Here is a 24,318-nt window from a genome sequence, read left to right as displayed (position 1 = left end):
CGTTCTTGCAGGGGTCGACCTAGCCGGGTGACGCGGCCGACCCGGCCAGCAGCCCACCGTCGATGTTCACTTCCGTTCCGGTGACATAGGTGGCTTCATCCGAGGCGAGCATCGCGACGATGGCAGCGACTTCATCGGGCATGCCGAACCGTTTCAGCGGCGTGTCCGCGACCAACGCCTGCATCCGGGCGTCCCGGTCGGGACCGTGCCCCAACATGGGTTCCCAGATCGGCGTAAGGATGGCCGCCGGGTGCACGGAGTTGCAGCGAATTTGCCAGCCCTGTTGGGCACAATAAAGCGCGACCGTCTTGCTGTGGTTGCGGATCGCGGCTTTCGACGAGGCGTAAGCCGCCGCACCGGCGATGCCGACCAGGCCCGAACGCGAGGATATGTTGATGATCGAACCCGTTCCCGCGCCCTTCATGGTACCGATGGCGTAACGGCAACCGAGGAAGGTGCCGTCGAGGTTCACCCGGTGAACCTCCCTCCAGTCTGCAAGGCTGGCGTGCTCCGGGTCGTGCGGCACCATGCCCACTTCGAATCCCGTGACGCCGGCATTGTTGACCACCACATCGGCGACGGGAACGAGCCCGGCCAGGCGCGACCAGTCGGTTTCCTCGCGTACGTCGAGGGGTTCGAAGCGACAGCCGATCTCGGCCGCCGCGGCGGCTCCGGTCGCGTTGTCGATATCGGTGAGGATGACGATGGCGCCCTCGTCATGGAAACGTGCGGCGATGGCGCGGCCGATGCCACGTGCCGCGCCGGTGACGACGCATGTCTTGTTGTTCAGTCGATGCATGATGTCCTCGAAAACAAAGTCCAGTCGACGGATCGCTCCGTTGGCGCGATTGTTTTTCCGCTTCAGCGGTGACGCTGGATCATGGCTTCGACTCCTGGTAACACGACGATGCTAAGCCATCGCCATAACGGCCGCAATTCGCGGATTGGTCCACTTCGAGTCCACTCCAGCTCGGATCGCGCAGGCAAGCGAGAGGATCACTACGCCCTTTAAACGCCGCCTGGCGTACCAATGTCTGCTTTCGCGTTCCTCGTCCTCATCCAAGGAGTCATACGATGGCAACCGTTCAAGCAAGCGCAAGCGGTACGTTCAGGATCGGCGGCGACCTCGAGGTCAACCGCCTCGGTTTCGGTGCCATGCGCATCACCGGCAAGGGCATCTGGGGTGAGCCTGCCGACGCGGCCAAGGCCAAAGCCACGCTGGCCCGGTTGCCGGAACGGGGCGTCAACCTGATCGACACGGCCGACAGCTACGGGCCGTACGTCAGTGAAGACCTGATCCGTGAGGTGCTGCACCCGTACAAGGGGCTGGTGATCGCGACCAAGGGTGGGCTGACGCGCCATGGTCCCGACGTGTGGGCCCCGGTGGGGCGGCCGGAATACCTGCGCCAGTGCGTACTGATGAGCCTGCGCCGCCTGGGCGTGGAGCGCATCGACCTCTGGCAGCTGCACCGCATCGATGCCAAGGTGCCTCGCGATGAGCAGTTCGGCGTGATCCGCGACATGCAGAACGAAGGCCTCATCCGCCACGTCGGCCTGTCGGAGGTCAATGTCGAGGAGATCGAAGCCGCCGCGCCGTTCTTCAAGGTGGCCACCGTGCAGAACCTCTACAACCTCGGCAACCGGAAGAGCGAAGCCGTGCTTGACTATGCGGAGAAGCACGGTATCGGTTTCATCCCCTGGTATCCGCTGGCGGCCGGCGAACTGGCGAAGGAGGGCTCGGTGCTGTCGAAAATCGCCCAGAAGCTCGGCGCCACCACCGGCCAGGTCGCCATCGCCTGGCTGCTCAAGCGCTCACCGGTCATGCTGCCGATCCCTGGCACCGGCGACCCCGGGCACCTGGAGGACAACGTCAATGGCGCCGCCCTCGACCTGTCCCAGGAAGACTTCAAAGCCCTGGAACACGCCGTAAAAACCCCTTAAACACCCGGTGAACCCGGTGAACCCCCGGTATCCGCCCGGTATCCGCCCGGTATCCGCCCGGTATCCGCCCGGTACCGCCGTAGGAGCCCACGATGTGGGCGAACCCTCACGGTCCGCCCAACGAACGAAGCCATGCAACACGTCCACGCCGGCGTTTCCGCGCTTTGAACGAAGCGGCTCTGAAGCGTTTTAAAAGCGCTTCAAAGCCCGCCCGATCAAGTCCAAAAACGCTCGCCCGTGCGGAACGCGCCGCCTCACCCGCCGTGGTTACGTCGAGGGTTCGCCCACATCGTGGGCTCCTACGATGTTGTCGCGCTATCGCACCACGTTGCAGTCGCACGATGTGGCGGCGTTGTCGCACGACGTGCCAGCGTTGCCGCGCGCATCAGTGCAGCTTTACCGGTGGCAGTGTGGTGTTGCGCAGCCAGTCGGCCAGCCATAGGGCCGTGGCGCGCGGCCAGCCGTGCAGGGTCGCGCGGTGCATCTGCTGCAAGGATACATAGGCCATCTTCGCCAGCCAGCCGCGCATGGGAATGACCGAGGTGCGGCCCGAAGGCAGTTCACCCGTCGCCTGGCGGACACCCAGCGACACCAGCGTGCCCTTGGCGTGATACACGAACGGCGGGGGCACGTCGCCGCGTGCGACGGCCGCCAGCGCTTTCGCAAGATAGTTTGCCTGCTGGTGCGCAGCCTGTGCCGTGGGCGGAACGCTGCGCTGGTCGGTCGTCGTGGCGTAGGCGCAGTCGCCCATGGCATAGATACCCTCGACGCCTTTCGCCGCCAGCCGCTCGTCGACGACGATGCGCTTGTCGCGCGACAGTTCGAAGTGGCCCAGGCGCTCGACCATGTCCTGCCCGGTGACGCCCGCGGCCCAGACGCGGATATCGCAAGGCACCACGCTGCCGTCCGACAGGTGAAACCCATCGGCTTCGACGGCACTCACGCCCACGCCCAGTCGTAGCGTGACATGCATGTCTTCCAGCACGCGCTGTGCCGACGCGGAGGTGTGCGGATCGACGGCCGGCAGTACCCGATCCGCCATGTCCATCAACGTGACATCCAGTTTCGAGGCGGAATCCAGGCCACCGTAACGATGCATGTCGTTGAACGCGTGGTGCAGTTCCGCTGCCAGTTCCACGCCGGTGGCGCCCGCGCCGACGATGCCGACCCGGATCCGTTTGTCCGGGTCGCCGGCGCTGCGCAGGGCGAGCGCGAGGATCTTCCGGCGCAGTGCGATCGCCTGCGCGGGACTGTCCAGCATGTCGCAGTGATCGAGCACCCCCGGGGTGCCGAAGTCGTTCACGCGGCTGCCGAAGGCCAGTACCAGCGTGTCGTAGCCCAGCGAGCGCGGCGGCAGGATCAGCTCGTCCGTGTTGGGCAGGTGCACCGCATCCAGGTCGATCGTGCGGCTTGCGGCATCCAGCCCACGCAGCGCACCGGGCTCGAAGCGGTAGCCGTGGGCCTGGCCGTGGGCGAGGAACGGCACGGCTTCCTCGCCGTCGCCGAGCAGGCCGGCGGCCAGTTCGTGCAGGCGGGGCTTCCAGAAGTGGCTGGCATCGCGATCGACCAGGGCAACGTCGAAGGTGCGCTGTCTGCCGAGCCGCGTGGCCAGTTCGATACCGGCGGCGCCGCCGCCGACGATGACGACGCGGTGCGCGCCGGTCCGTGAGGTTGGGGTCATGGGAATGTCTCCGTAACAGGCTGCCCGCAGCTTACCGAGCGGATCGTTCTCGGCTTGCGAAGACACGCCCCGTCCTGTAAATAAAACCGATGACCGCCTCCATCCTCCTTCGACGACGACCTGCCGGCTGATTGCCGCCGAGCCCGCAGCGCGCCTGCGCCGCCCGTCATAGTCGTTGGAGAACCCCGATGTGCCTGTCCCCCGCGGCGTCCGTCGACGCCCTGCTTTCCGTTGCCTTCGTTTCGCTGGACCTGCCTGCCACGCAGGCCCGGGCCGTACCGGCGAGCCGCCCCGATCTCGGTGATTTCCAGTGCAACGGCGCGTTCTCGGCCGCCGCGGCGACGGGCCGTTCGCCCCGGGATACGGCCGAAGCCCTGGCCGCCTGCCTGCGCGCGCATGCCATGTTCGACCGGGTGAGTGTCACCGGCGCCGGCTTCATCAACCTGCGTCTTGCCGACGCTTTCATCGCGGAACGCCTCGCCGCGATGGCCGCCGACCCGCGGCTGGGCGTGGCCGACGAGGGCAGGGGCCGTGAGGTGATCCTCGATTTCGGCGGTCCCAACGTGGCCAAGCCGCTCCACGTCGGCCACCTGCGTTCGCTGGTGCTGGGCGAAAGCCTGCGCCGGATACATGCGGCACTGGGCTGGCGCACCCACGCGGATGCGCACCTGGGCGACTGGGGTCTGCAGATGGGCATGCTGAGTGCCGCGATCCGGCGGCTCGATCCGGGATTGCCCTTCTTCCGTACCGGAGCGACGTCTCCCTTCCCAGCGCAGGCGCCGGTGACGCTGGACGCCCTGGAGCGGCTTTACCCGGACGCCGCGGCCGCGTGCCGCAGCGATCCTGCGCGCATGGCCGAAGCCAGGGCCGACACCGCCGCGCTGCAGGCCGGCGACGCGGGCCTGATGGCCCTGTGGCGGTCGTTACGCGCGCTCAGCCTCGCCGCGCAGGTCGAGGACTTCGCCATGCTGGGCGTCCACTTCGACGCGCTGGACGGCGAGAGCGACGTGCGCGACGCCGTGGCGCCGCTGGTGCAGCGGCTGCTCGATGCGGGTGTGGCACACCATAGCGAGGGTGCGGTGGTCGTGGATGTGGCACGCGCCGACGATACCGTCGTGGTGCCGCCGTTGCTGCTGGCCAAGCGCGACGGTGCCGCGCTGTATGCCACTACCGACCTGGCCACGCTGGAGGCACGGGCATCGCGCCCCGACCTTGCGCGCGTGGTCTACGTCGTCGACCAGCGGCAGGCGTTGCATTTCGAGCAGGTGTTTCGCGCCGCGCGCAAGGCGGGTATCGGCGACCACCTCGAGCTGGTGCATGTCGGCTTCGGCACGGTCAACGGCACGGACGGCAAGCCGTTCCGCACACGCGATGGTGGCGTGGCCCGGCTGGCCGACCTGCTCGAAGCGGCGATGGTGCGCGCCGGCGAGCGCCTGGATGCCGCGGGCTACGGCACGCAAGGGGACGACGCGCAGCACGCGACGCTGGCACGGCAGGTCGGTATCGCCGCCGTGCGTTTCGCCGACCTCTCCGGCGATCGCCTCTCTGGCTATGTCTTCGATACGCAGCGGATGGTCGCATTCGAGGGGCGTACCGGCCCCTACCTGCAATACGCCTGCGTGCGCATGCGCGCGCTGCTTGCGCGCGCCTCCGATGCCGCGGCCGGACCCGCCACTCCGGTGCTGGCGTTGGAGCGCGACCTGGCGCTGGCTTGCCTGTCGTTCGGCGATGCCGTGGCGGAAGCCTGCCTGACCTGCCAACCCGGTGTGTTGGCGGCCTTCGCCCATGCCCTGGCGCAGCGGTTCAGCCGGTTCTACGCGGAGTGCCCGGTGCTGGCTGAGCCGGATGGGGCCACACGCGCCTCACGCCTTGCCTTGTGCGTGCTGACCGAGCGCGTGCTGGCACGCAGCCTCCACCTGCTGGGCATCGAGGTGCCTGCGCGAATGTAGTTCGGCCGGTGTGGCGGGGCGGATCGCCGCAGGCGGCGCGCACATCGCGTCCGCGCGCACGCGGGCTGCTACCGTCCCGGCACGTCATGGCCGAGGAAGGACCTGCCGACATGCCCGATCCGTTCCCACTCGCGTCGAGCCACGGATGCGCCACCTGCGGACTGCACGACGTGTGCCTGCCCGCGGGCGTCCGCGGCGAGGCGCTGGCGCGCGTGGACCGCCTGACGCGCGACCGCCGCACCGTGTCGCGCGGCGAGACCCTGTTCCGCCAGGGTCAATCGTTCCATGCGCTGTATGTGCTGCGATCCGGCGCCACGCGCAGCACGATCGCCGACGCCGACGGCGCGCAGCAGGTGATCGGGTTCGGCCTGCCGGGCGATATCCTGGGCGTGGACGGCTTGCTCGACGATACGCACCGCACCGAGGCTGTGGCGCTGGAGCGCAGCACGGTCTGCGAGGTGCCGTTCGCCAGGATGGAGGCTGTCTTTACTGAGGTTCCGTCGTTGCACCGGCGCATGCTGCGTGTGCTGGGCAGCGAGGTGGCGGCCGACCAGGCGCACCTGGTTGCCATGGGCCGGCCGTCGGCCGTGGAGCGCGTGGCCCTGTTTCTGGACGGCTTGCTCGAGCGTCAACACCGTATCTCACGACAGTCCGATTGCCTGCGCTTGCCCATGTCGCGTGCCGATATTGCCAGTTACCTCGGTCTGGCGGTGGAAACGGTCAGTCGCACGTTGGGGCGCATGGAAGAGGCCGGCTGGCTGATCGCCAGCGGACGCACGCTGCGCATCCTGGACAGGGCCATGCTTGCCTCGGGCAGGCCGGTGTCGATATCGGACCAAAATTTGATCGGGGTCAGTAACCGGCCGGCGCGGTGCGCCTAACCTGCCCGGGACGGCCGATCGAGGCCGAAGCCCGTGATCCAAGGAGTTTCCCATGCGTCACCCTATCTCTATCGCGCTCGCCGGCCTGGTCTGCCTGTCACCTATGGCTGGCGCCACCGCGCAATCGGTCGACAACCCGTGGATCGTGCATGTCGGTGCGCACCGCGTCGATCCCACTTCCGACAACGGCCACCTGGCCGGCATGAAGGCGAGCGTCGGCAGCAGCACGCGGCCCACCTTCAGCGTCGAATACCTGTTCACGCCGGCGTGGAGCGTGGAGCTGCTGGCGGCGCTGCCGTTCGAGCACGACGTCCGCCTGTCCGGCCAGCGCGCGGTCAGCGTGAAGCAGCTGCCGCCGGTGCTCGGCGTCAACTACCGCTTCCTCGTCGGGCAGCCGGTCTCGCCGTTCGTCGGCGTCGGCGTGAATTACACGCGTTTCTACGACGCCAGCGGCCACAACGCGTTGCAGGGCGCCAACGTGGACCTGGCCAGCAGTTGGGGCATCGCATGGCATGGCGGCATCGACATCGCACTGGACCCGCGCTGGACGTTCACCGTGGATGCCCGCTACATGGACATCGACAGCCGCGTGAAGGTCGGCGGTGCACGGGTGGGCACGGCGCACATCGATCCGTGGGTGTACGGCGTGAGCGCCGGTTACCGCTTCTGAGGGGAGCCGCTGTGCCTATGACACGTCATGCCATGGATGGCGTGGCATCCTCCGGAACGTCCTCGGTCCCGGCCGTCGGTTCGTCGTTACCGGTCAACCGACGCATCAGCGATACCGTATCCACCAGCAGCACGGTCCCGTGCTCGGCGGATTCGACCACCTGGTGCATGTCCTTCCTCAGTTCGGCGTCCATGTGCGTCGCGACCAGGGAAGGCACGGTGATCTTCTCGGCCGGATCGATGCTTACGATGCTTTCTACCGAATCGACCTCCAGGCCATACGTGTGCCCCTCGTGCCGCACGACCAGGATCTTTCGCTGTTCCGCATCCTGCATCGGCCCCATGCCGTAATGGCTGCGCAGGTCGATCACGGCAATCAGCGCCTTGCCGACGTTGAGCACGCCGCTCACGTGGGCTGGCGTACCCGGTGGCCTGACCAGGGCATCATGCGATTCGATGACCTCGCTGACTTCATCGATCCGGACCGCCATGAGCCGGTCCAGCCGGAACGTCAGCCAGGTCTCGCGGACCCGCTGGCGACGTATTTCGGTACGACGTGTCTGGTCGTCGGCCACCAGGTACAGGTCGTGATGACCCTTGGCAAGGTGCGCCAGGTGCGTGTCGGCGAACAGGGCGGCGGTGTCGATCATGGTCAGGTCGCCGGCATCCGCGTCCGCGGCATCGCGTCGGTTGATACAGCTGGCGAACAGGCCCGTCTGCCCACGGATGGCCGGCATCGGCAAGAGTTGCCGATCCGTGTAGCTGACGATGCTGTCGATGTCGTCGACCAATAGACCGAGGTAGAGCGCATCGTTGCGCAGCACGACCACACGACGCATATCCTCGAAGTCGGATGCCTGGGGTGGGGCGGCGGCGCAGCTGTCCAGGCCCAGAAAGGCGGCAAGATCGACCACCGGCACGGGGCGCCCGCGCAGGTCGAGCCATCCGAGGCACGTGGCATCGGACAGCACCGAGTGCTCCAGCGACGGCAGCCGGACGATCTCGTGAATGGTCTCCATGGGCAGCGCCATGTGACGACTGTCCACATGGAAGGAAATCGCCTTGCGAATCCTGTTTGCGGCGCGCTGCTGCCGTGCCTGCCGGGCAAGATGGGTGCTGACCGTCCGAGGTATGCCAGGGAGGTGAACGAGTGCCTCCGACGACAGCATCTGGACGATGCGATCGTCCAGGTGGAACGCGCCCTCGATCAGACCGGGTGCATCGCTGTCGCGTTGGAAAGGCACGATCTGCGTGCCCGCCATGCGCAGCATGTCGCCGGTACGATCGAAGCCGATGCCAAGCAACGCCCCGTTCGACTCGATGACCGCGACCCGGCTTTCGCCTTGCTCGATGCTCACCGGAAGGCCCAGGTACCGGCCCAGGTGCAGCACCGGGATCATCATGCCTCTGAGCATGAACAGGCCGGCGACGTAGTCTGGTGCCGTCGGTACCCGGGTGATGGCCTGGGGAAAGCCCACCACTTCCTGCAAGGTGTCGATGGGCAGCGCCAGTTCGAATTCACCCAGGTGGAACGTCCCGAACAGCTGCATGTCGTGACGGGTGCCGGGTGCGACATCAGGCAACGGATTGTCCATGGGAAGGGCCTTTAGATGATGCGGTCGAAAGTACGTACGACGTAGTCTTGCGTATCGCAGTGGATGCTGAGCTGGCGGCCGGCGTTGCCACCGATCTCCGTGTGGATGATGCGGATGCCCGCTTCGTTCAGCAGCTTCTGCGCCATCCGGGTATTGAGTTCGCCGATGCTTCCGTGCGTGGCAGGCGGCATGTGTTTCATCATGAACGCCCCTCCGGCGATAACGGCGACCAGCTGCGGGTAGTCCTGCGGTGTCGCTTCCAGCAATCCCAGCAGGGAAGGGATGGCATCGGTCACGTATTTCGCGGAGGGGCCTTCCGAGGCCGTCGCGGATTCCGGCAGCAGGCAATGGGCAAGCGCCGATATTCGCCGCTGCCGCCACAGGATGCCGATCCCCACACACGAGCCCAACGTACTACGCAGAACTTTCGCGCCACGGTCGGCCCGGACTTCGCACATGCCGACGTAGACGTCCTGGGCGGTCATTCCGGTGGTTTCGCATTTCGATAGATGAGCGGCTGCTGGTAGGCGAATCCCGTTGCGATCCGATGAAGCGACTCCGACTCGCCGATCACCAGCACCGCGTCGGACGTCATCGAATGCCGCACGTTTTCCACGACGGCTTCCTGTCCCGCCTCGTCGAAATAGATCAGCACGTTGCGCAGCAGCACCAGGTCGAAGCGGGTGGGCTCGGGCCAGTGCCGATAAAGATTATGCTGGCGGAAGGTGATGTGGTTCCTCAATGACGGCACCGCGCGTAACGTATCCGCATGGCGTTCGAAGTACTTCTTCGCCATCTCCGGCCGGTTCTTGTTCAGCCCTTCCGCGTTCCGGCCGGCGTAGGTTCCAGCCACGCCGACATCGAGCACGCCCTGGCCGATATCGGTACCCAGGATGCGGTACTGGAAATCCCGATGCGTTCGCTGGAACTCTTCGGCCAGCATGGCCAGCGAGTAGGCCTCCTCGCCGGTCGACGCCGCGGCCGACCAGATGTTCATCGTCCTGCCGGCATGCGTGGTGTACCAGTTCGGGAAGAAATCGTCGGCGAGATACTGCCAGATACGCGGCGTGCGGAAGAACGAGGTCTCATTGGTCGTGACCAGGTCGATGAAGCGCGCCACTTCCTGCGTCGAACTGTCCAGCACGGTGAGGTAGTCGTCATAGCCGGGCAGGTCAAGCTGCTGCAGGCGCCGACGAAGGCGTCCGTGCAGCAGCGTCCACTTGCGCTCGGCCATGACGATACCCGTATGCCGGCGTACCTGGGCAAACAGGGCTTCACGGGTGGCGGGACCGACGATGGCTTCGGTATCGAACATGGCGCGTCAGGTGGCGAAGTTGTTGACAGTGGCACTCAACTCGCCTGCGCCTTCCTTCAGTCCACCGCACGCCCGGGCGATATCGTCACACGTCGCCGCCGTCTTTTCGGTTTCCTCGGCGATATGTTGCACGGCCGTGGCGACTTCCCGCGCAGCAACGGCCTGTTCCTCGGCGCCGCAGGAGATTTCCGACATGGCCTGCGTCGTGTTCACCACGCCGAACAGGATCTTGTCGAACGCGGCCGAGGCTTCTTTCGATATCTGGCTGCCCTGCGAGACACGCTTGGTGGACTCGGCGATCAGCTTGGAAATCTCCTTGGCGGCCTGCGAGGAACGTTCGGCGAGCTTGCGCACCTCGTCGGCGACCACGGAGAAGCCCAGGCCGTGCTCGCCCGCGCGTGCCGCTTCGATGGCCGCGTTGAAGGCCAGCAGGTTGGTCTGGCTGGCGATTTCGCCGATCACCTTGCTGATGTCGCCGATGTCTTCCGACGACTTGTTGATCAGATCCATCGACTCGATGGATTTTTCCAGTGCCTTGGCGCCGCGCTCGGCTTCCTGCTGCGTGTCCTTGGCCAGCCGGTCGGCGCTCTGCGCGTTGCTGGCAATGGAACTGATGGACGCGGTCAGCTCTTCGATGGTGGCGTTCATTTCCTCCACCGTCGCCCCCAGCAGCTGGGCGCCGGCGGCCATGTCGTTGGACTGCTGGGCGATCTGGGTCGACGCGGACGAGAAATCCTCGGCACGCCGCTTGACCAGCTCTTCCAGCTCACCCTGGAACGTGACGTCGGCGGCGAACTTCACGATCTTCTGCAGCTTGCCGTTGCCGTCGTAGATGGGGTTATAGCTGGCCTGCAACCAGACCCGGCGGCCGCCCTTGGCCAGCCGGCGGTAACGACCGGAGTCGAATTCACCACGGCGCAACCGTTCCCAGAACGCCGCGTATTCCGGGCTCGACGTATAGGCGTCGTCACACAGCTTGCGATGGTGCTGGCCGATGAGCTCGTCTGCCGTGTAACCGACCACAGCCAGAAAATTGGCGTTGGCGGCGATCACGTGACCGCCGAGGTCGAACTCGATCACGGCCTGGGACTTGTCCAGCGCGGTCATCTTGCCGTCCAGTTCCGCGGACCTGTCCACCAGCGTGGTGATCTCGGTGGCGAACTTGACGACCTTGTATGGCTTGCCCTCGGCAGTGAAGACGGGGTTGTAGGAGGCACTGAGCCAGACCTCACGGCCGTCTGCGCCGATACGCTTGAACTCGCCGACCTCGGGCTTCCCGGCGGAAAGGCGCTGCCAGAACGTCGCGTAATCGTCGCTGGCGGCGAAAGCGGGCTCACAGAACAGACGATGGTGTTTCCCGACCACGGCATCGGAGGTGTAACCGAGCACGTCCAGGAAATTCTGGTTGGCGGTCAGAACCGTGCCGTGCAGGTCGAACTCGATGATGGCCTGGACACGATGCAGCGCGTCGTTCATCGCCTTCAGGTCGTTCAGTTCCAGCGTCTCGCTCGCGTTCGTGCCCATGACGTCTCTCGATCTGTGTGAGTAGACGTTTTATCGCCTCAAAATCGGCAAACTTGAGCTTGTTTTTGCGTGACCGGCCTTCACATGGATCAAATGCAGGGTCATAGGTGAAAGCAAAGCCATGTGAAGGCGCTGATGGGTTCGGCTTGGGGGCAGGCCCGGCGACAAGATCCGGATGGCACGCGGCGACCTCGGTGGGCAGGATGGCACCGTGCCCACCACCGGAAAAAGTCCCATGGTCTTTCGCATCCGCGGTCTCGATCCCGCGCCCTTTGTTCCCTATTACGGCCTCGACGACGCTTCACTGGCCGCACAAGGCGCGCTGCGCGTCATCGCCACCGACGACACGGGCTACCCCGAGCGCGTCGAACTACGCGCGGCGCACCGGGGTGAGACCCTGCTGCTGCTCAACTACGAACACCAGCCGATCGCCGGTCCGTATCGCGCCAGCCACGCGATCTTCGTGCGCGAAGGCGCCACGCAGGCCTATGACGCCGTGGATGAGGTGCCGGAGGTGATGCGTGTGCGGCAGCTTTCGTTGCGCGGCTTCGATGCGCGCGGACACATCGCCCAGGCCCTGCTCGTGGCCGGCACGCAGGTGACGGAGGCGGTGCGGCAGCTGTTCGCCAACGATGCCGTTCGCTATATCCACGCGCACTACGCGGCGTACGGTTGCTACGCTGCACGCCTCGACCGCATCGCCTCCGCGGAGGCCTAGAGCTTGTAGTTGATCCCGAACATCACCGTGCGCCCGTAGGTATCGAACTCCAGCGGCCGGGCCACCTTCACGCCGCTGGGCAGGCTGAGGATCTGCTGGGTCTTCATCGGCGAATCGGTAAGGTTGTTGACCTGCAGGAGGATCGACAGCCCGTTCCACGTCCCGTGGTCGAAGGCGTAGCCGAGCTGCAAGTCGGTCTGCTTGTCGGCCAGCACCTGGGTGTAGCCCAACTGGTCGAACAGGGCCACGGCCTCGCCGGTGAACGACGAACGGTAACGCTCGGCGACACGCACCGACCAGCCGTACTTTTCGTAGTAGAGCGCCAGGTTGGCGACCTTCCTCGACAGGCCGGGCAGGGTGGAGGGACTGCCGGGGATACTGGACACCGCGCTCACCGGCAGCGTGCTGTTGGTCAGCGAGAAGTTGGCCTGCACGCCGAAACCGTCGAGGGCCCGCGAGACCAGCCCGCCTTCCAGTGAGCCGGATAGCTCCAGGCCCTGCATCTTGCCGCCGGTGCCGTTCTCCGGCCGGGTGAACGAGCCCCGTGTGCTGGTCGGCACCAGGGTGGGGGTGTCGTTCGTGTAGCCCGAGAAGTCGTAGTCCAGGGTGGTCTGATTGTAGATGTAGTTCAGCAGGTTCTTGTTGAATACCGCGACGGCCACGTAGCTGGCCGTGCCGAAGTATTTTTCCCACGACAGGTCCGCGCCCACCGCGATATACGGCTTCAGCTTCGGGTTGCCGCCGCTGCCCGACCACAGCACCTGGCCCGCGGCCGGGCCTTCGGTCACCTGTGCGACACCCGCGGAGGTCGCCACCTTCTCGTCGTCGATGCGTCCGCGCGCCATGGTCTTGGCCAGGCCGAAGCGCAGGAACTGTTTGTCGGACACTTCGGCGGCGAGGTTCAGGCTGGGCAGCACCTTGCTGTACTTCGTGCCGTCGGAGATACGACCGACCAGGGTGTTACCGTTGGTCTGCAAGGCGTCGGACGACTGGTCGGTCTTCACCGCCTGTACGCCGACGTTGCCGCGCAACGGCACGTCACCCACGTTGGTGTCGATGTTGAACTTGACGTAGGCGACGGGAACCTTTTCTTCCACCGTGTAGTTGCGGCTGAAGTCGCCCTGGCCATTGCGCTGGGTCTTGTAGAACTGGCTGTTGAGCGCGCGCACCACGTCGTAGTTGACCACGCCGGGAAAACCGCCGTAGCTGAGGTCCGTGATGCCACTGAGCACCGAGGGATCGATGGGCGCGGCAAAGCCGGGCAGGTAGTCTGCGGCCGTGGAGCCGTTGCCGTTGAGCCAGGCGAAATAGACATCCGCCTGCTTGGTCTTGGTGCGGTCGGAGTAGTTCACGCCGACGTTGACGTCGCTGAAGATCCAGCCCACGGGATGGCTGACTTCCAGGCGGAAGGCCTTGATCGTGTCCTTCTGCTTGTCGAACTCCTCGCGACCGTTGTAACCGTAGTTGTTGGGGTCGGTGAAGAACATGGCAGACGGGTCGGCGAAGTTCACGCCGGGTCGGAAGTCCGGGAAATGCTCGTGCACCGGCGTGGCAAAGTCCGTCGACGAGGTGGCCTGGTCGGGCAGGCCGGCGAACAGGTAGGCGTCGTGAAGGTTCTTCTTCGCCGTGGAATACGACAGGTCGGCCGTGAGTGCCCAACCGTTGCCGAAGTCGTACTGGTTGTTCCACCCGGCGGAGAACAGCTTGTCGTGCTCGCGGGTGTAGTCGTTCTGCAGCACCGACTTCAGGCCGTCGATGTGGCCCGTGGTGACGATGGGGTAGGGCAGTGCCGGTACGACGCCGACGTTGGAATAGGAAATGCCGTCGCCGGCCTCGTACGGGCTGCTCGACCACTGCGCGCCGTTGAGGAAGGTTTTCTGGTTGAACGTGGAGTAGTACAGATCCAGGGTGGAGTGGTAGTGGTCGTCCGGTGCCCACTCCAGCACGGTCATCAAGCCGTTGCGCAGCTGCTTTTCGGATTTGGCACGCAATTGCCCACCTTCCTGCGACAGCACGCCGTCCGGCAACCCGGGCGTGCGCCGCACACCCTGGGATTCGATGCCCTGCGGCCCGTTGTCGACGCTCCACCACCAGGCCTGGTACTGCTTTTCCTGCACCGGCGAATCCAGCTGCGCCACGCCGACCGCCAGGCCCAGGGTGTGGTCGAAGAACTGGTCGATGTACGAGAAGCTGGCCCGGTGGCCGGCATCGCCCACGCCCGAACCATGGTTGAGGCTGCCGTTGGAATTGGCCTCGCCACGCAGGTTCGCGGCAAAGGTGCGCTTGGGCAGGTCCAGCGGCTTGATGGTGTGCAGGTCCACCGTGCCGGAAAGGCCCTGGCCGATCAGGCTGGCGTCGGGTGTCTTGTAGACGGCCGCGCCGCTGATCAGTTCGGACGGGTACTGGTCGAAATCGACGCCGCGGTTCTCGCCGATTGTGGCCTGTTCACGGCCGTTGAGCGTGGTGCCGGCGAAGTCCGGCGACAGGCCGCGAATGGAGATCTGGTTGGCGCGTCCGTCCACACGCTGCGTGGCCAGGCCGGAAAGGCGGGCCAGGCTCTCCGCGATACTGCTGTCGGGCAGCTTGCCGATGTCCTCGGCCGAGATGGCCTCGATGATGTTGTTCGAATTGAGCTTGGCCTTCAGCGCACTCTGGATGCTGCCCTGGATACCGGTGACCACCACGGCGTCGAGATTGCTCGCCGCATCCGGATTGGCGGGACGCTTGTCCTTGTTCTTGTCCTTGTCCGCATCGGTGCGCTTCGGTGGCACGGCATTTGCCGATTTCGCGTCTGTGCCGGCGGCGGCCGGCGTGGCCTCCTGCGCAGTTGCAAGATCGGCACCGAGCAAGGCGAACGCGGCGGCGCACGCCATCACGAGCGGGCGGTGGGTGAGCGGCAAGACACGGCCCTGCGTCTGTCGACGATTCATCGAAGTCCCTGCATATGCGATTGAGTGGACGATGCTCCCCATACCGCATCGCGGCGCGAGAATGCGCGACCCTCGGCGACGTGTCATCGTGCATCGCAGCACGGGCCAGGTCGACCGCCGCGTGGCCCCGATCGCCCGTGGTGCGTCGCAACATGCCGTGGCATATGCATTTTTGGCCGTTGACGCCGTTTTTACAGTGCGCTATATCTGCATCACGCGCATCGCATGCAACCCATGCCATCGCGTACTTTCCCGGCATCCTTGGGGTATGCCGGCACGCAGCTCGCGATGAATGACGGACAGACCGCTACGATGCGTCGCCCCGATTCCAACGATGAAAACGCCAGCTGCGCCTTCGCGCCCCGTCCGTTCGCGTACGTCAGGGCCGATGGCCATCCGATCCTCGCGCGGGCCAAACTCAGCGCGCTGCGTTCCCGCGGCAAGTGCGTCGCCGGCTATTCGCCGCCTCGCCTCTCCCTCTGATCCAAAAAAACTGATCTAAAAAATATCGCTGATCGGCACGTTCACCCGTCCGTCGTGATGCCGTCGCACGTCCGCTGATGCAGGCGTGGGCGTCGTGTCACGTACCGTCCGCGCGACGAACCCGCTGGTCAGTCTGTACGCGCAGGGCGCGGCGTTACGCCGTGCCTGTTTCCAAGGCACTTTCAGGGTGGGGGTGGGTCGTGGGTATCGATAAGGTTTACAGCAAGAAGTATCTGGCGCTGGCCGTGTGTGCCGTGTTGTCCAGCAGCGTGTTCGCACAGGATGCCGCACCGGCTGCCAAGCCACCTGCGAAACCGGCCGCCACGGATGCGCAGGGCGCCCCGGCCAAGCCGGACAAGGCCGTGCAGATGAAGGCGCTGAGCGTGGTGGCCAACCGCTACGACGCCACCGACATGCGGATGGACGCCATCAACACGGTGGACGTGTTGTCCGCCGCCGATCTGCAGCGCACCGCGGTGCATAACGTCGCCGAGGCGCTGGGCCTGATGTCGGGCGTCAACGTAACCACCACGGGCTCCGGTTATTTCGGTGGCATCGACGGCGCGGCCCGCGGCGAAGGCATGTTCACCTCGGTGCGCGGCCTGCCGTCGGAATACAACGTCAACCTGGTCAACGGCAGCAACGTCGCCCAGGGCATGCCGTACAGCCGTAGCGTCCAGCTGAGCCTGCTGCCGCCCACGGGCCTGCAGACCATCGTGCTCAACAAGACCTCCACGGCGGACATGGATGGTGACGCCATCGGCGGCACCATCGACTTCCGCACGCCCAGCGCCTTCGACTACAAGAAGGATTTCAGCGGCAGCGTCACTGCCAGCGGTCGTGTGGAAAGCCGTGCGCGCGATTACGGCGGCAGCGGCCTGGGCAGCGGCCTGGCCGGTGAACTGCAGGGCAAGTTCGGTGAGCGCAAGCAGTTCGGCATCTACGTCAGCGGCTACTACGACTACCGCAACATCGCCAACAGCGAGATCGGCGCGGCGGAAAGCGCGTCCAACGACGGCTCGTGGGCGTTCCTGCATGCCACGGCGACCGGTGCCAGCGCCCCCGGGTACGACCCGGCGCGCAACCTCACCAGCCTGGGTACCAACGTGGGTATCGCCTCGGGCTTCGAGCGCCGCTACGGCGGCAACATATCGTTCGACTGGTACGTGGACCCGTCGCTCATGGCCTATGCGCGCATGACCTATGCCTACGCGCTGACCGAGCAGAACACCACCTACAGCCAGTTGCTGCCTCAGAACGTCACCTATGTGCCGTCGGCCACGGCGGGCGAATACACGCCCAATATCGGGCGGATCGCCAACCGTTTCTGGTTCGAGACCAACCCGGAGCGCGCCGACCTCGCGACCATCCAGCTGGGTGCGGACAAGACCGCCGGCGGCTGGACCATCTCGCCCAACGTGTTCTGGAGCATCGGCCGCAACGACCGCCCGGCGCACGTCGAGATCGACGGCCGCGAGGACAAGTACTCGCAGGACAACTTCGCCTACAACCGCAGTTCGCTGCTGCGCTACGGCGGCAACGGGTTCCCGTATCCCGTGCTGACGCCGGGCCTGTTGAACTCGGTGAACAACCTGCAGAACATGTATGCGAACGACTACGGCGAGGTGACCGACATCCGCTCCGGACAGAAGCGCGGCGGTGCCAAGCTGGACCTGCGCTACGATTTCGACGGCGGTTCGCTGCAGTCGATCAAGTTCGGCGTGAAGTACAGCGACAGCGCGCGCGAGTTCACCAACCGCGACTATTCCACCGGCGGCATCAACGACGGCACCACCACGCTGGACGACCTGGGCATCATCAAGGGGTACTACAACCAGATCTTCCCGGGCAAGTTCGCCTGGCGCACGCCCAACGTGAGTCGCGCGGCCGTGGCGGCGCTGATCGACGGGCACGTGCAGCCCTCGGACCTGGACACCTGCAGCCAGCTGGACTTCAACAACTACAACTGCGACACGATGCGCGGTACGGAGGCGGTCACCGCGGCGTACGGCATGGCGACCTTCCAGAACGGCCCGTGGGAAGTCATCCCCGGTGTCCGCTTCGAGCACACGTCCATCCGCAACACCTTCTGGACGACGCCGCAGGATGCGGACGGCAACGAGCAGCCCGGCTTCTTTTCCAACAACCGCACGGTGTACAACGAGCCGCTGGGCAGCCTGTTCGTCAACTTCCGCCCCGATGGCAACATCGTCTACCGCGGTGCGATCTGGCAGAGCTATACGCGTCCGGCGTTCGTCCAGCTGGGTGGCGGCTCGCAGATCAACGTGTCCGACGGTGTCACCACGATCACCAGCGGCAACCCCAACCTGAAGCCGATCAAGGCCACCAACGTGGACCTGGGCGCGGAATGGACCACGCACAGCGGCGGTTACGTGTCGCTGTCCAGCTATTACAAGAAGCTGCGTGACTACATCTACGACAGCGGCGGCGGCCAGGCCAATCCCAACACGTCCGGGGTGGGCACGGTGCTGACCAAGACGCCAACGAACGGCGGCGACGGGCATGTCTATGGCCTGGAAGCCACCTACCGGCAGAAGTTCCAGTTCCTGCCGGAGCCGTTCGACGGCCTGGGCTTCAGCGTCAACGCCACGCGGCAGAACTCCAAGGTGGACCTGGGTCGCGAGGGCTTCGGCAACGAGCGCCTGCAGTCGGCACCGCAGCGCATGGCCAATGCGGAGCTGTTCTACGAGAAGGGCGGTTTCTCGCTCAACCTCAGCTACCACTACACCGGCTCGTACCTGTCCACGTATGACTACCTCAACCAGGGCGCGCCGTGGGACGACCTGTGGATCCGTCCGATCCGTCGCGTCGACCTGCATGCCGGTTACCTGCTGTCCAACGGGCTGCAGTTCGACCTGCAGGTCAGCAACCTGACCAAGCAGTACTCGTACTGGTCGCACATCGGGCGCAACAGCCTTGCCAACTCGGATATCGTCAATGCCGGCATGACCACCCTGTTCACCGTGAAGTACTCGTTCTGAGCATGCAGCGTCGCCAGTTCCTCGCGTTGTCGCTGCTCACTCCCCTGGCGTTCGCCGGGCGCGGGTGGGCGGCGTCGACCGGCGGCCGGGTGTCGGCGGTCGCGCCGGACGGAAAAAAGCACGCGTTCGGCTTTGGCCGGCGCCAGTTCCTGCTGGACGGCCGGCCGTTCCGCGTGCACAGCGGCGAGATGCACCCGGCGCGGATCGCCCGCGAGCATTGGCGGCACCGTATTCGCATGGCGCGGGCGATGGGCCTGAACACCGTGGCCCTGTATGTGATGTGGAACCACCACGAGCGCGAGCCGGGCGTGTTCGATTTCAGCAGCGACAACCGCGACATCGTCGCCTTCATCCGCCTGTGCGCGGAGGAGGGCATGTGGGTGTACCTGCGCCCCGGTCCGTATATCTGCGGCGAATGGACCAACGGCGGCCTGCCGGCGTGGCTGCTGCGCGACCCGGACACGCGCCTGCGCACACGCGACGATCCGCGTTACATGGCCGCGGTAAGCCGCTATATCTCCGCCCTGGCACCGCGGATCGCCCCTTTGATGGTCGGCGCTGGCGGCCCGGTACTCATGCTGCAGATCGAGAACGAATATTCGATGTTTGCCGACGATGTCGGCTACCTCGATGCGTTGCGCGACCTGTGGCGTGGGCACGGTATCGACGGACCGTTTTCCGTCTCCGACGGCTGGAAGGACCTGCAACGGCGCAAGGCCTATCCGGAGGGCACCGCGCTGGGCCTGGACGGTGCCGACGTGGCCGAACTGGTGAAGGGCAGGGGGTTTGCCGGCGAGTCGCCGGTGTGGCTGGGCGAGGGGTATCCGGGCTGGCTGACCCATTGGGGCGAGCCGGGCTTCGCCGAGAAGGATCTGGTGGAGCCGCTCCGCCGGGTGATGCAGGCGGGCTATTCGTTCAATCTCTATGTCGTCCACGGCGGCAGTAATTTCGGCCTGACCGCGGGCTCCAACGCGGAAGACGACGGGTCGCAGTTCCAGCCCGTCATCACCAGCTACGACTACGGCGCGCCGATCGACGAGCGCGGCAGCGCGACGCCGCAGTATCATCGTCTGCGCGAAGTGATCCGGCAGGCCACGAAGGTCGATCCCCCGGCGTTGCCGCCCGCACCACCCACGGCCACCTTCGCCACGGTCACCGCGCAGCCGTTTGCCTCGTTGTGGGACAACCTGCCGGGCGAGGCGGTGACCCTGCCGTCCCCCGGCCCGAACGAGATCCTGTTCGGGCAGGACCAGGGCATGGTGGTGTATCGCAAGCGCATCGCGTCGGCGGGCGTGCTGCGGCTGGAGAACGTGCGCGACTATGCGGTGGTGCATGTGGAGGGACGCGAGGCCGGCGTGGTGTCGCGCGTGGTGCATGCCTCGCTGAACGCGAGGCCCGACGTGACCTTGCCGGCGGTGCCTCCTGCCGGCGGCGTGCTGGAGATCCTCGTCGATACCTTCGGTCACATCAATTTTGGCCCGCGACTGGGCGATCACAAGGGACTGATCGGTCCCGTGTCGCTGGACGGTATGCCCCTGCACGATGTGCAGGCCTGGCCGCTGCCGCTGGACGATGCCTGGTTGCGCGGCCTGCGGCCGTTGCAGTCGCCGCCGCGGCGAGGCGGGGTGTTCTTCAGGGCCACCGTGGCGGTGGAGGCACCCGGCGACGTCTACATCGACGTGACGGGCTGGGCCAAGGGCTATCTCTGGGTCAACGGGCACCTGCTCGGGCGGTACTGGAACATCGGGCCGCAACAGCGGCTGTTCTGCCCGGGGCCGTGGTTGAACGCGGGCGCGAACGAGGTGCTGCTGCTGGACCTGCACCGGACGGAAGGCGCCGCCGTGGCCGCGGCGACCTCGCTGGCCGCGACGGCGGCCCTCACGCAGTCGCCCGCCGGGAGCACGGCATGAGCGCCGTCGGGCGTCTGCGCACGCCGGCAAGCGGCAGCCCCGCCGACGCGACGGGCGTGCCGCCGCGCGCGATCGGATTCTGGGGCGGCCTGTCGGCCAACGTGCTGAACATGATCGGCATCGGTCCGTTCGTCACGATTCCGCTGGCGCTGTCCGCGCTGGCCGGGCCATCGGTGCTGCTGGGCTGGATCGCCGGCGCGCTGCTGTGCCTGTGCGACGGGCTGGTCTGGGCGGAACTGGGTTCCACCATTCCCGAATCCGGCGGCCCCTACCACTACCTGCGCGAGGCCTACGGGCGCGACAAGGCCGGGCGCCTGTTCGGATTCCTGTACCTCTGGCAGACCCTGCTGACCGCGCCGCTGTCGATCGGCTCGGCGGCCGTGGGCTTCGCGCAGTACGCGGGCTTCCTGATCCCGTCGCTGGGCGACACCGGCCGCGCGCTGATCGCCGCGGGGTTGTGCCTGGTCAACACCGCGGTGCTCTACCGTCGGGTCGGGCAGATCCAGCGGCTGTCGGTATTCGTCAGCGCGATCGTGGTCGCGGCCTGCGCCTGGATCGTCTTCAGCGGCGTCACCCATTTCGACATGGCGGTGGCGCGCGGTTTCTTCGAAACGAAGGTGCCCTCGTCGCACGGCTTCTGGCTGGGCCTGGGCGCTGTGTCGCTGATCGCCGTCTACGATTACGGCGGCTACAACAACGTCTGCATGCTCGGCGGCGAAGTCCGGAACCCGCGGCGCACCATCCCAATGGCGGTGCTGGTCTCCATTCCGCTGGTGGCGGTGCTCTACATGGGCCTCAATCTGAGCATCCTGGGCGTGTTGCCCTGGGCGCAGGCCGCGCATTCCAAGGCGGTGGTGGCCGACTTCATGCAGGCGATCCACGGTCATACCGGTGGCACGCTGGCGGTGCTGCTGATCCTGCTGGCCAGCTGGGGCTCCGCATTGGTGGTGCTGCTGGGGTATTCGCGTGTGCCGTATGCGGCGGCGGCCGATGGCCAGTTCTTTCCCGTGTTCGCGCGGCTGCATCCGCGCGGGGGCTTTCCCACGGTGTCGCTGCTGTTCGTCGGCGCCACCTCCGCGGCGGCGTGTTTTCTCTCGCTGGAGCACCTGATCGCCACGTTGATGGTGACGCAGATCCTGTTCCAGTACATCGCGCAATGCTTCGCCGTGGTCGCCCTGCGGCGCCGGCGCGCCGCGCCGGATGTGTTCCGCATGCCGTTGTATCCGTTGCCGCTGGTGATCAGCGTCGTCGGCTGGCTCTACCTGGTAGCGACGGCGGAAACCTCGTCGATCGTGGCCGCCGTGGTGGCGGTGTTCGCCGGCACCCTTCTTTTCCTGTGGCAAGCACGGAGGACACAGACGTGGCCCTTTCTCCCTCGCTGAAATCGTGGGACGTGGCCGTGGTCGGCGAGATCTACGCCGATCATGTGTTCAGCGGCTTTCCCGCGTGGCCCGGTCCCGGCGAAGAGGTAATCGCGCAGCACTACGTGCGTGAACTCGGCGGCGGCACGGTCAACACCGCTTGCGCGCTCTCCCGCCTGGGTCGCCGCGTGCGCCTGATCGGCGTGATCGGCGATGCCGACCTCGACTGGTTCGAGGGTCGCCTGGCCGAGTTCGGCGTCGGCATGGACGGTATCCGCCTGGGCAGCGACGGCACCGGGATCACGGTCAGCGTATCCACCGTCGAGGACCGTTCGTTCTTCACCTACCCGGGCGTGAACCGCGCACTGCCCGAACTGCTGGCCACGGCCGAGATCGTCGCCGACCTGGCTGCGGCGCGGCACGTGCATTTCGCCATGCCATTGCCACGCGAGCTCGCCTCCACCCTGCTTCCGCTACTGCGTCAAGCCGGCTGCACCACGTCGCTGGACGTCGGCTACAGCCCGGACTGGCTGCGCGACCCGGCCAACCATGCCAGCTGCCGCGACGTCGACCTGTTCCTGCCCAATGAGAAAGAGGCCGCGCTGGTGGCTGGCAGCGATGCCCCCTCGGCCTATGAGGCCTGGTGCGCGTCGGTCGGCATCGGTCTGGCCGTCATGAAGCAGGGCGCCCAGGGTGCGTGGATCGCCGATGCGCGCGGCCTGCGCCGCGTACCGGCGCCGCGCATCGTGGCGGTCGATTCCACCGGCGCGGGCGACGCCTTCGATGCCGGCGTCATCGACGGCCTGCTCGACAACGAACCCATCGACGGCTGCGTCGAGCGTGGCTGCCTGTGCGGCGCCCTCTGCACGACCGCGCCCGGCGCCCTTGCATCGCTTCCCCATCCCACGCACTTGAGGACCCTCCGTGAGCAAACGTACGGATCGTAAGATCGCATTGATCGGAGGCGGCGGTGTCCGCTCTCCCCTGGTGGTGTTCGGCGTCAACGAGGCGGCCGAGGCACTCGGCGCGTCCGAGATGGTGCTGTACGACCCGGACCCGGCGCGCCTGCGCATCATGGTCGACCTGGGCAAGGCGGTGATCCGCCGGTTCGGCGGCGACCTGCGGTTACGCGGCGCCACCTCGCTGGAAGACACCATCGAAGGCGCCGATTTCGTGCTCAACAGCATCCGCATCGGCGGCATCGCCGGGCGCGCGGCGGATGAGCGCACCTCGATCGATCACGGTTACCCGGGCCAGGAAACCACCGGCCCCGCCGGCGTCGCCATGGCCCTGCGCACCATTCCCATCGCGATCGAGCAGGCGCGCCTGGTGGAACGGCTGAGCCCCGAGGCCTGGCTGGTCAATTTCACCAACCCCGCGGGGCTCATCACCCAGGCGGTCAGCGACCACAGCAAGGCCCGCATCGTCGGCATCTGCGACACGCCCACCGAGCTGTTCCACAACATCGCCCACGCCCTGGGCGAGCCTGCCGCGGACGTCGAGTGCGACTACGTCGGCCTCAACCACCTCGGCTGGGTGCGCGGCGTGCGCGTGCGTCGCGAGGACGTGCTCGACCGGCTGCTGGCCAGCGACGAACTGCTGCGCAAGCTGTACCTGGCGCCGCTGTTCGACTTCGACATGATCCGCACCCTGCGGCTGATCCCCACCGAATACCTGTTCTTCTACTACGAGCGGCAGCGCGCGCTGGTCAACCAGCGCAAGCAGGGCGGCAGCCGCGGCGGCGAGATCCAGCGACTCAACGACGAGCTGTTGTCCAGCCTCACCGCGCGCCTGGATGCCGGTGATGGCGACACGGCCGTGGATATCTACGCGGCTTACCTCAACCAGCGTTCCGGTTCGTACATGAAGCTGGAAGCCGAGGGCGGCTCGGCGTTCGACCAGGGGGTGAGCCTGCAGGGCGACCCGTTCCGCGTCGCCACGGGCTACCACCGCATCGCCATCGACGTGATGAGCGCGCTGACCGGCGCCAGACCGGCGCGTATCGTCGTCAACACACGCAACGGCGGTGCGCTTCCGGACCTGCCGGACAACGACATCGTCGAGATCGCCTCGGACATCTCGCTGGACTCGATCGTGCCGCGGCCCATCGCACCGCTGCCGGATGCGGTGAACGGCCTGGTGCGTTCGGTCAAGGCCTATGAGCGTGCGGCAATCGCCTCGGTGCTCAACGACCGTCGCCTCGAGGCACGCAAGGCCATGCTGATCCATCCGGCGATCGGCCAGTGGACCCCCTCGGGCGATCTGCTGGACGCCTTGCTGGGGCATGCGAACGAAGACGGCGAATGCCTGTGCCAGGGCCCGGTGCATCGCCACGCTTGAGCCGCTTCATCTTGCGCAC

At 66.3% G+C, this 24,318-nt stretch carries 18 protein-coding genes; 11 read left to right on the top strand and 7 right to left on the bottom strand.

Annotation, left to right across the window (positions count from 1 at the left end; genetic code table 11):
- Nucleotides 1-19 precede the first annotated feature (19 nt).
- Nucleotides 20-799 carry an SDR family oxidoreductase gene (locus ACVKN3_RS01885; RefSeq protein WP_354512834.1) on the bottom strand — a complete coding sequence of 260 codons (780 nt, stop codon included), beginning with the start codon at nt 797-799 and terminating at the stop codon, nt 20-22.
- 275 nt (nt 800-1,074) lie between these two features.
- On the opposite strand from ACVKN3_RS01885, the gene ACVKN3_RS01880 reads away from it, so the two are divergent.
- Nucleotides 1,075-1,941, top strand: a complete 867-nt coding sequence (locus ACVKN3_RS01880; RefSeq protein WP_354512836.1) for an aldo/keto reductase — start codon at nt 1,075-1,077, stop codon at nt 1,939-1,941.
- A gap of 385 nt (nt 1,942-2,326) precedes the next feature.
- Here ACVKN3_RS01880 and ACVKN3_RS01875 read toward each other — a convergent pair whose 3' ends face one another.
- Nucleotides 2,327-3,622 carry an NAD(P)/FAD-dependent oxidoreductase gene (locus ACVKN3_RS01875; RefSeq protein WP_354512838.1) on the bottom strand — a complete coding sequence of 432 codons (1,296 nt, stop codon included), beginning with the start codon at nt 3,620-3,622 and terminating at the stop codon, nt 2,327-2,329.
- Between the two features lie 188 nt (nt 3,623-3,810).
- Between ACVKN3_RS01875 and argS the strand changes: the two genes are divergently transcribed.
- The 3 genes from argS to ACVKN3_RS01860 all read left to right on the top strand — a co-directional run bounded on the left by argS (nt 3,811) and on the right by ACVKN3_RS01860 (nt 7,122).
- Complete coding sequence (gene argS, locus ACVKN3_RS01870; RefSeq protein ID WP_354512839.1) at nt 3,811-5,571, top strand: arginine--tRNA ligase; 1,761 nt, start codon at nt 3,811-3,813, stop codon at nt 5,569-5,571.
- Between the two features lie 110 nt (nt 5,572-5,681).
- Nucleotides 5,682-6,452: a cyclic nucleotide-binding domain-containing protein gene (locus ACVKN3_RS01865; RefSeq protein WP_354512841.1), complete on the top strand. Its 771-nt coding sequence runs from the start codon at nt 5,682-5,684 to the stop codon at nt 6,450-6,452.
- 52 nt (nt 6,453-6,504) lie between these two features.
- Nucleotides 6,505-7,122: an OmpW/AlkL family protein gene (locus ACVKN3_RS01860; protein WP_354512842.1), complete on the top strand. Its 618-nt coding sequence runs from the start codon at nt 6,505-6,507 to the stop codon at nt 7,120-7,122.
- A 25-nt stretch (nt 7,123-7,147) separates the two neighbouring features.
- Here the strand turns inward: ACVKN3_RS01860 and ACVKN3_RS01855 are convergent, their stop codons facing one another.
- The 4 genes from ACVKN3_RS01855 to ACVKN3_RS01840 are packed head-to-tail and all read right to left on the bottom strand — an operon-like array spanning nt 7,148 to nt 11,555.
- Nucleotides 7,148-8,716, bottom strand: a complete 1,569-nt coding sequence (locus ACVKN3_RS01855) for a chemotaxis protein CheW (protein ID WP_354512845.1) — start codon at nt 8,714-8,716, stop codon at nt 7,148-7,150.
- A gap of 11 nt (nt 8,717-8,727) precedes the next feature.
- The gene (locus ACVKN3_RS01850) at nt 8,728-9,201 is read right to left on the bottom strand and encodes a chemotaxis protein CheD (protein WP_285401742.1); all 474 of its coding nucleotides are present in this window, start codon (nt 9,199-9,201) and stop codon (nt 8,728-8,730) included.
- Nucleotides 9,198-10,031 (bottom strand): CheR family methyltransferase, encoded by an 834-nt coding sequence (locus tag ACVKN3_RS01845; protein WP_354512846.1) that lies wholly within the window; start codon nt 10,029-10,031, stop codon nt 9,198-9,200. Before ACVKN3_RS01845 ends, ACVKN3_RS01850 begins: the two co-directional genes overlap by 4 nt.
- A gap of 6 nt (nt 10,032-10,037) precedes the next feature.
- Nucleotides 10,038-11,555, bottom strand: coding sequence for a methyl-accepting chemotaxis protein (locus ACVKN3_RS01840; RefSeq protein WP_354512848.1), 1,518 nt, complete (start codon nt 11,553-11,555; stop codon nt 10,038-10,040).
- 235 nt (nt 11,556-11,790) lie between these two features.
- Between ACVKN3_RS01840 and ACVKN3_RS01835 the strand changes: the two genes are divergently transcribed.
- The gene (locus ACVKN3_RS01835) at nt 11,791-12,273 is read left to right on the top strand and encodes a DUF1203 domain-containing protein (RefSeq protein ID WP_285401748.1); all 483 of its coding nucleotides are present in this window, start codon (nt 11,791-11,793) and stop codon (nt 12,271-12,273) included.
- Here ACVKN3_RS01835 and ACVKN3_RS01830 read toward each other — a convergent pair.
- Nucleotides 12,270-15,203 carry a TonB-dependent receptor gene (locus ACVKN3_RS01830; RefSeq protein ID WP_354512850.1) on the bottom strand — a complete coding sequence of 978 codons (2,934 nt, stop codon included), beginning with the start codon at nt 15,201-15,203 and terminating at the stop codon, nt 12,270-12,272. The genes ACVKN3_RS01835 and ACVKN3_RS01830 overlap by 4 nt on opposite strands.
- Nucleotides 15,204-15,515: 312 nt before the next feature.
- Here ACVKN3_RS01830 and ACVKN3_RS01825 point away from each other — a divergent pair, with 312 nt between their 5' ends.
- The 6 genes from ACVKN3_RS01825 (at nt 15,516) to ACVKN3_RS01800 (ending at nt 24,299) form a co-directional block, all read left to right on the top strand.
- Nucleotides 15,516-15,686: a hypothetical protein gene (locus ACVKN3_RS01825; protein WP_185754351.1), complete on the top strand. Its 171-nt coding sequence runs from the start codon at nt 15,516-15,518 to the stop codon at nt 15,684-15,686.
- Between the two features lie 200 nt (nt 15,687-15,886).
- On the top strand, nt 15,887-18,688 hold the full coding sequence (locus tag ACVKN3_RS01820; RefSeq protein ID WP_285401754.1) for a TonB-dependent receptor: 2,802 nt from the start codon (nt 15,887-15,889) through the stop codon (nt 18,686-18,688).
- Between the two features lie 2 nt (nt 18,689-18,690).
- On the top strand, nt 18,691-20,598 hold the full coding sequence (locus ACVKN3_RS01815) for a glycoside hydrolase family 35 protein (protein ID WP_354512853.1): 1,908 nt from the start codon (nt 18,691-18,693) through the stop codon (nt 20,596-20,598).
- On the top strand, nt 20,595-21,980 hold the full coding sequence (locus tag ACVKN3_RS01810) for an APC family permease (protein ID WP_354512855.1): 1,386 nt from the start codon (nt 20,595-20,597) through the stop codon (nt 21,978-21,980). Before ACVKN3_RS01815 ends, ACVKN3_RS01810 begins: the two co-directional genes overlap by 4 nt.
- Complete coding sequence (locus ACVKN3_RS01805; protein WP_345782880.1) at nt 21,959-22,906, top strand: carbohydrate kinase family protein; 948 nt, start codon at nt 21,959-21,961, stop codon at nt 22,904-22,906. Before ACVKN3_RS01810 ends, ACVKN3_RS01805 begins: the two co-directional genes overlap by 22 nt.
- Nucleotides 22,884-24,299 carry a family 4 glycosyl hydrolase gene (locus tag ACVKN3_RS01800; protein ID WP_354512857.1) on the top strand — a complete coding sequence of 472 codons (1,416 nt, stop codon included), beginning with the start codon at nt 22,884-22,886 and terminating at the stop codon, nt 24,297-24,299. The genes ACVKN3_RS01805 and ACVKN3_RS01800 overlap by 23 nt, the downstream gene beginning before the upstream one ends.
- The last annotated feature ends 19 nt before the right edge of the window (nt 24,300-24,318 follow it).

The organism is Luteibacter sp. PvP120, assembly GCF_054055715.1.
Note: the sequence above shows the minus strand (reverse complement) of the source record. Positions and strands in the feature narration are given on the sequence as shown.

Bases quoted from the DNA above. Each gene is read 5' to 3' on its own strand.
- ACVKN3_RS01885 (WP_354512834.1), bottom strand. From the start codon at position 799: ATGCATCGACTGAACAACAAGACATGCGTCGTCACCGGCGCGGCACGT.
- ACVKN3_RS01880 (WP_354512836.1), top strand. From the start codon at position 1,075: ATGGCAACCGTTCAAGCAAGCGCAAGCGGTACGTTCAGGATCGGCGGC.
- ACVKN3_RS01875 (WP_354512838.1), bottom strand. From the start codon at position 3,622: ATGACCCCAACCTCACGGACCGGCGCGCACCGCGTCGTCATCGTCGGC.
- argS (WP_354512839.1), top strand. From the start codon at position 3,811: ATGTGCCTGTCCCCCGCGGCGTCCGTCGACGCCCTGCTTTCCGTTGCC.
- ACVKN3_RS01865 (WP_354512841.1), top strand. From the start codon at position 5,682: ATGCCCGATCCGTTCCCACTCGCGTCGAGCCACGGATGCGCCACCTGC.
- ACVKN3_RS01860 (WP_354512842.1), top strand. From the start codon at position 6,505: ATGCGTCACCCTATCTCTATCGCGCTCGCCGGCCTGGTCTGCCTGTCA.
- ACVKN3_RS01855 (WP_354512845.1), bottom strand. From the start codon at position 8,716: ATGGACAATCCGTTGCCTGATGTCGCACCCGGCACCCGTCACGACATG.
- ACVKN3_RS01850 (WP_285401742.1), bottom strand. From the start codon at position 9,201: ATGACCGCCCAGGACGTCTACGTCGGCATGTGCGAAGTCCGGGCCGAC.
- ACVKN3_RS01845 (WP_354512846.1), bottom strand. From the start codon at position 10,031: ATGTTCGATACCGAAGCCATCGTCGGTCCCGCCACCCGTGAAGCCCTG.
- ACVKN3_RS01840 (WP_354512848.1), bottom strand. From the start codon at position 11,555: ATGGGCACGAACGCGAGCGAGACGCTGGAACTGAACGACCTGAAGGCG.
- ACVKN3_RS01835 (WP_285401748.1), top strand. From the start codon at position 11,791: ATGGTCTTTCGCATCCGCGGTCTCGATCCCGCGCCCTTTGTTCCCTAT.
- ACVKN3_RS01830 (WP_354512850.1), bottom strand. From the start codon at position 15,203: ATGAATCGTCGACAGACGCAGGGCCGTGTCTTGCCGCTCACCCACCGC.
- ACVKN3_RS01825 (WP_185754351.1), top strand. From the start codon at position 15,516: ATGCGTCGCCCCGATTCCAACGATGAAAACGCCAGCTGCGCCTTCGCG.
- ACVKN3_RS01815 (WP_354512853.1), top strand. From the start codon at position 18,691: ATGCAGCGTCGCCAGTTCCTCGCGTTGTCGCTGCTCACTCCCCTGGCG.
- ACVKN3_RS01810 (WP_354512855.1), top strand. From the start codon at position 20,595: ATGAGCGCCGTCGGGCGTCTGCGCACGCCGGCAAGCGGCAGCCCCGCC.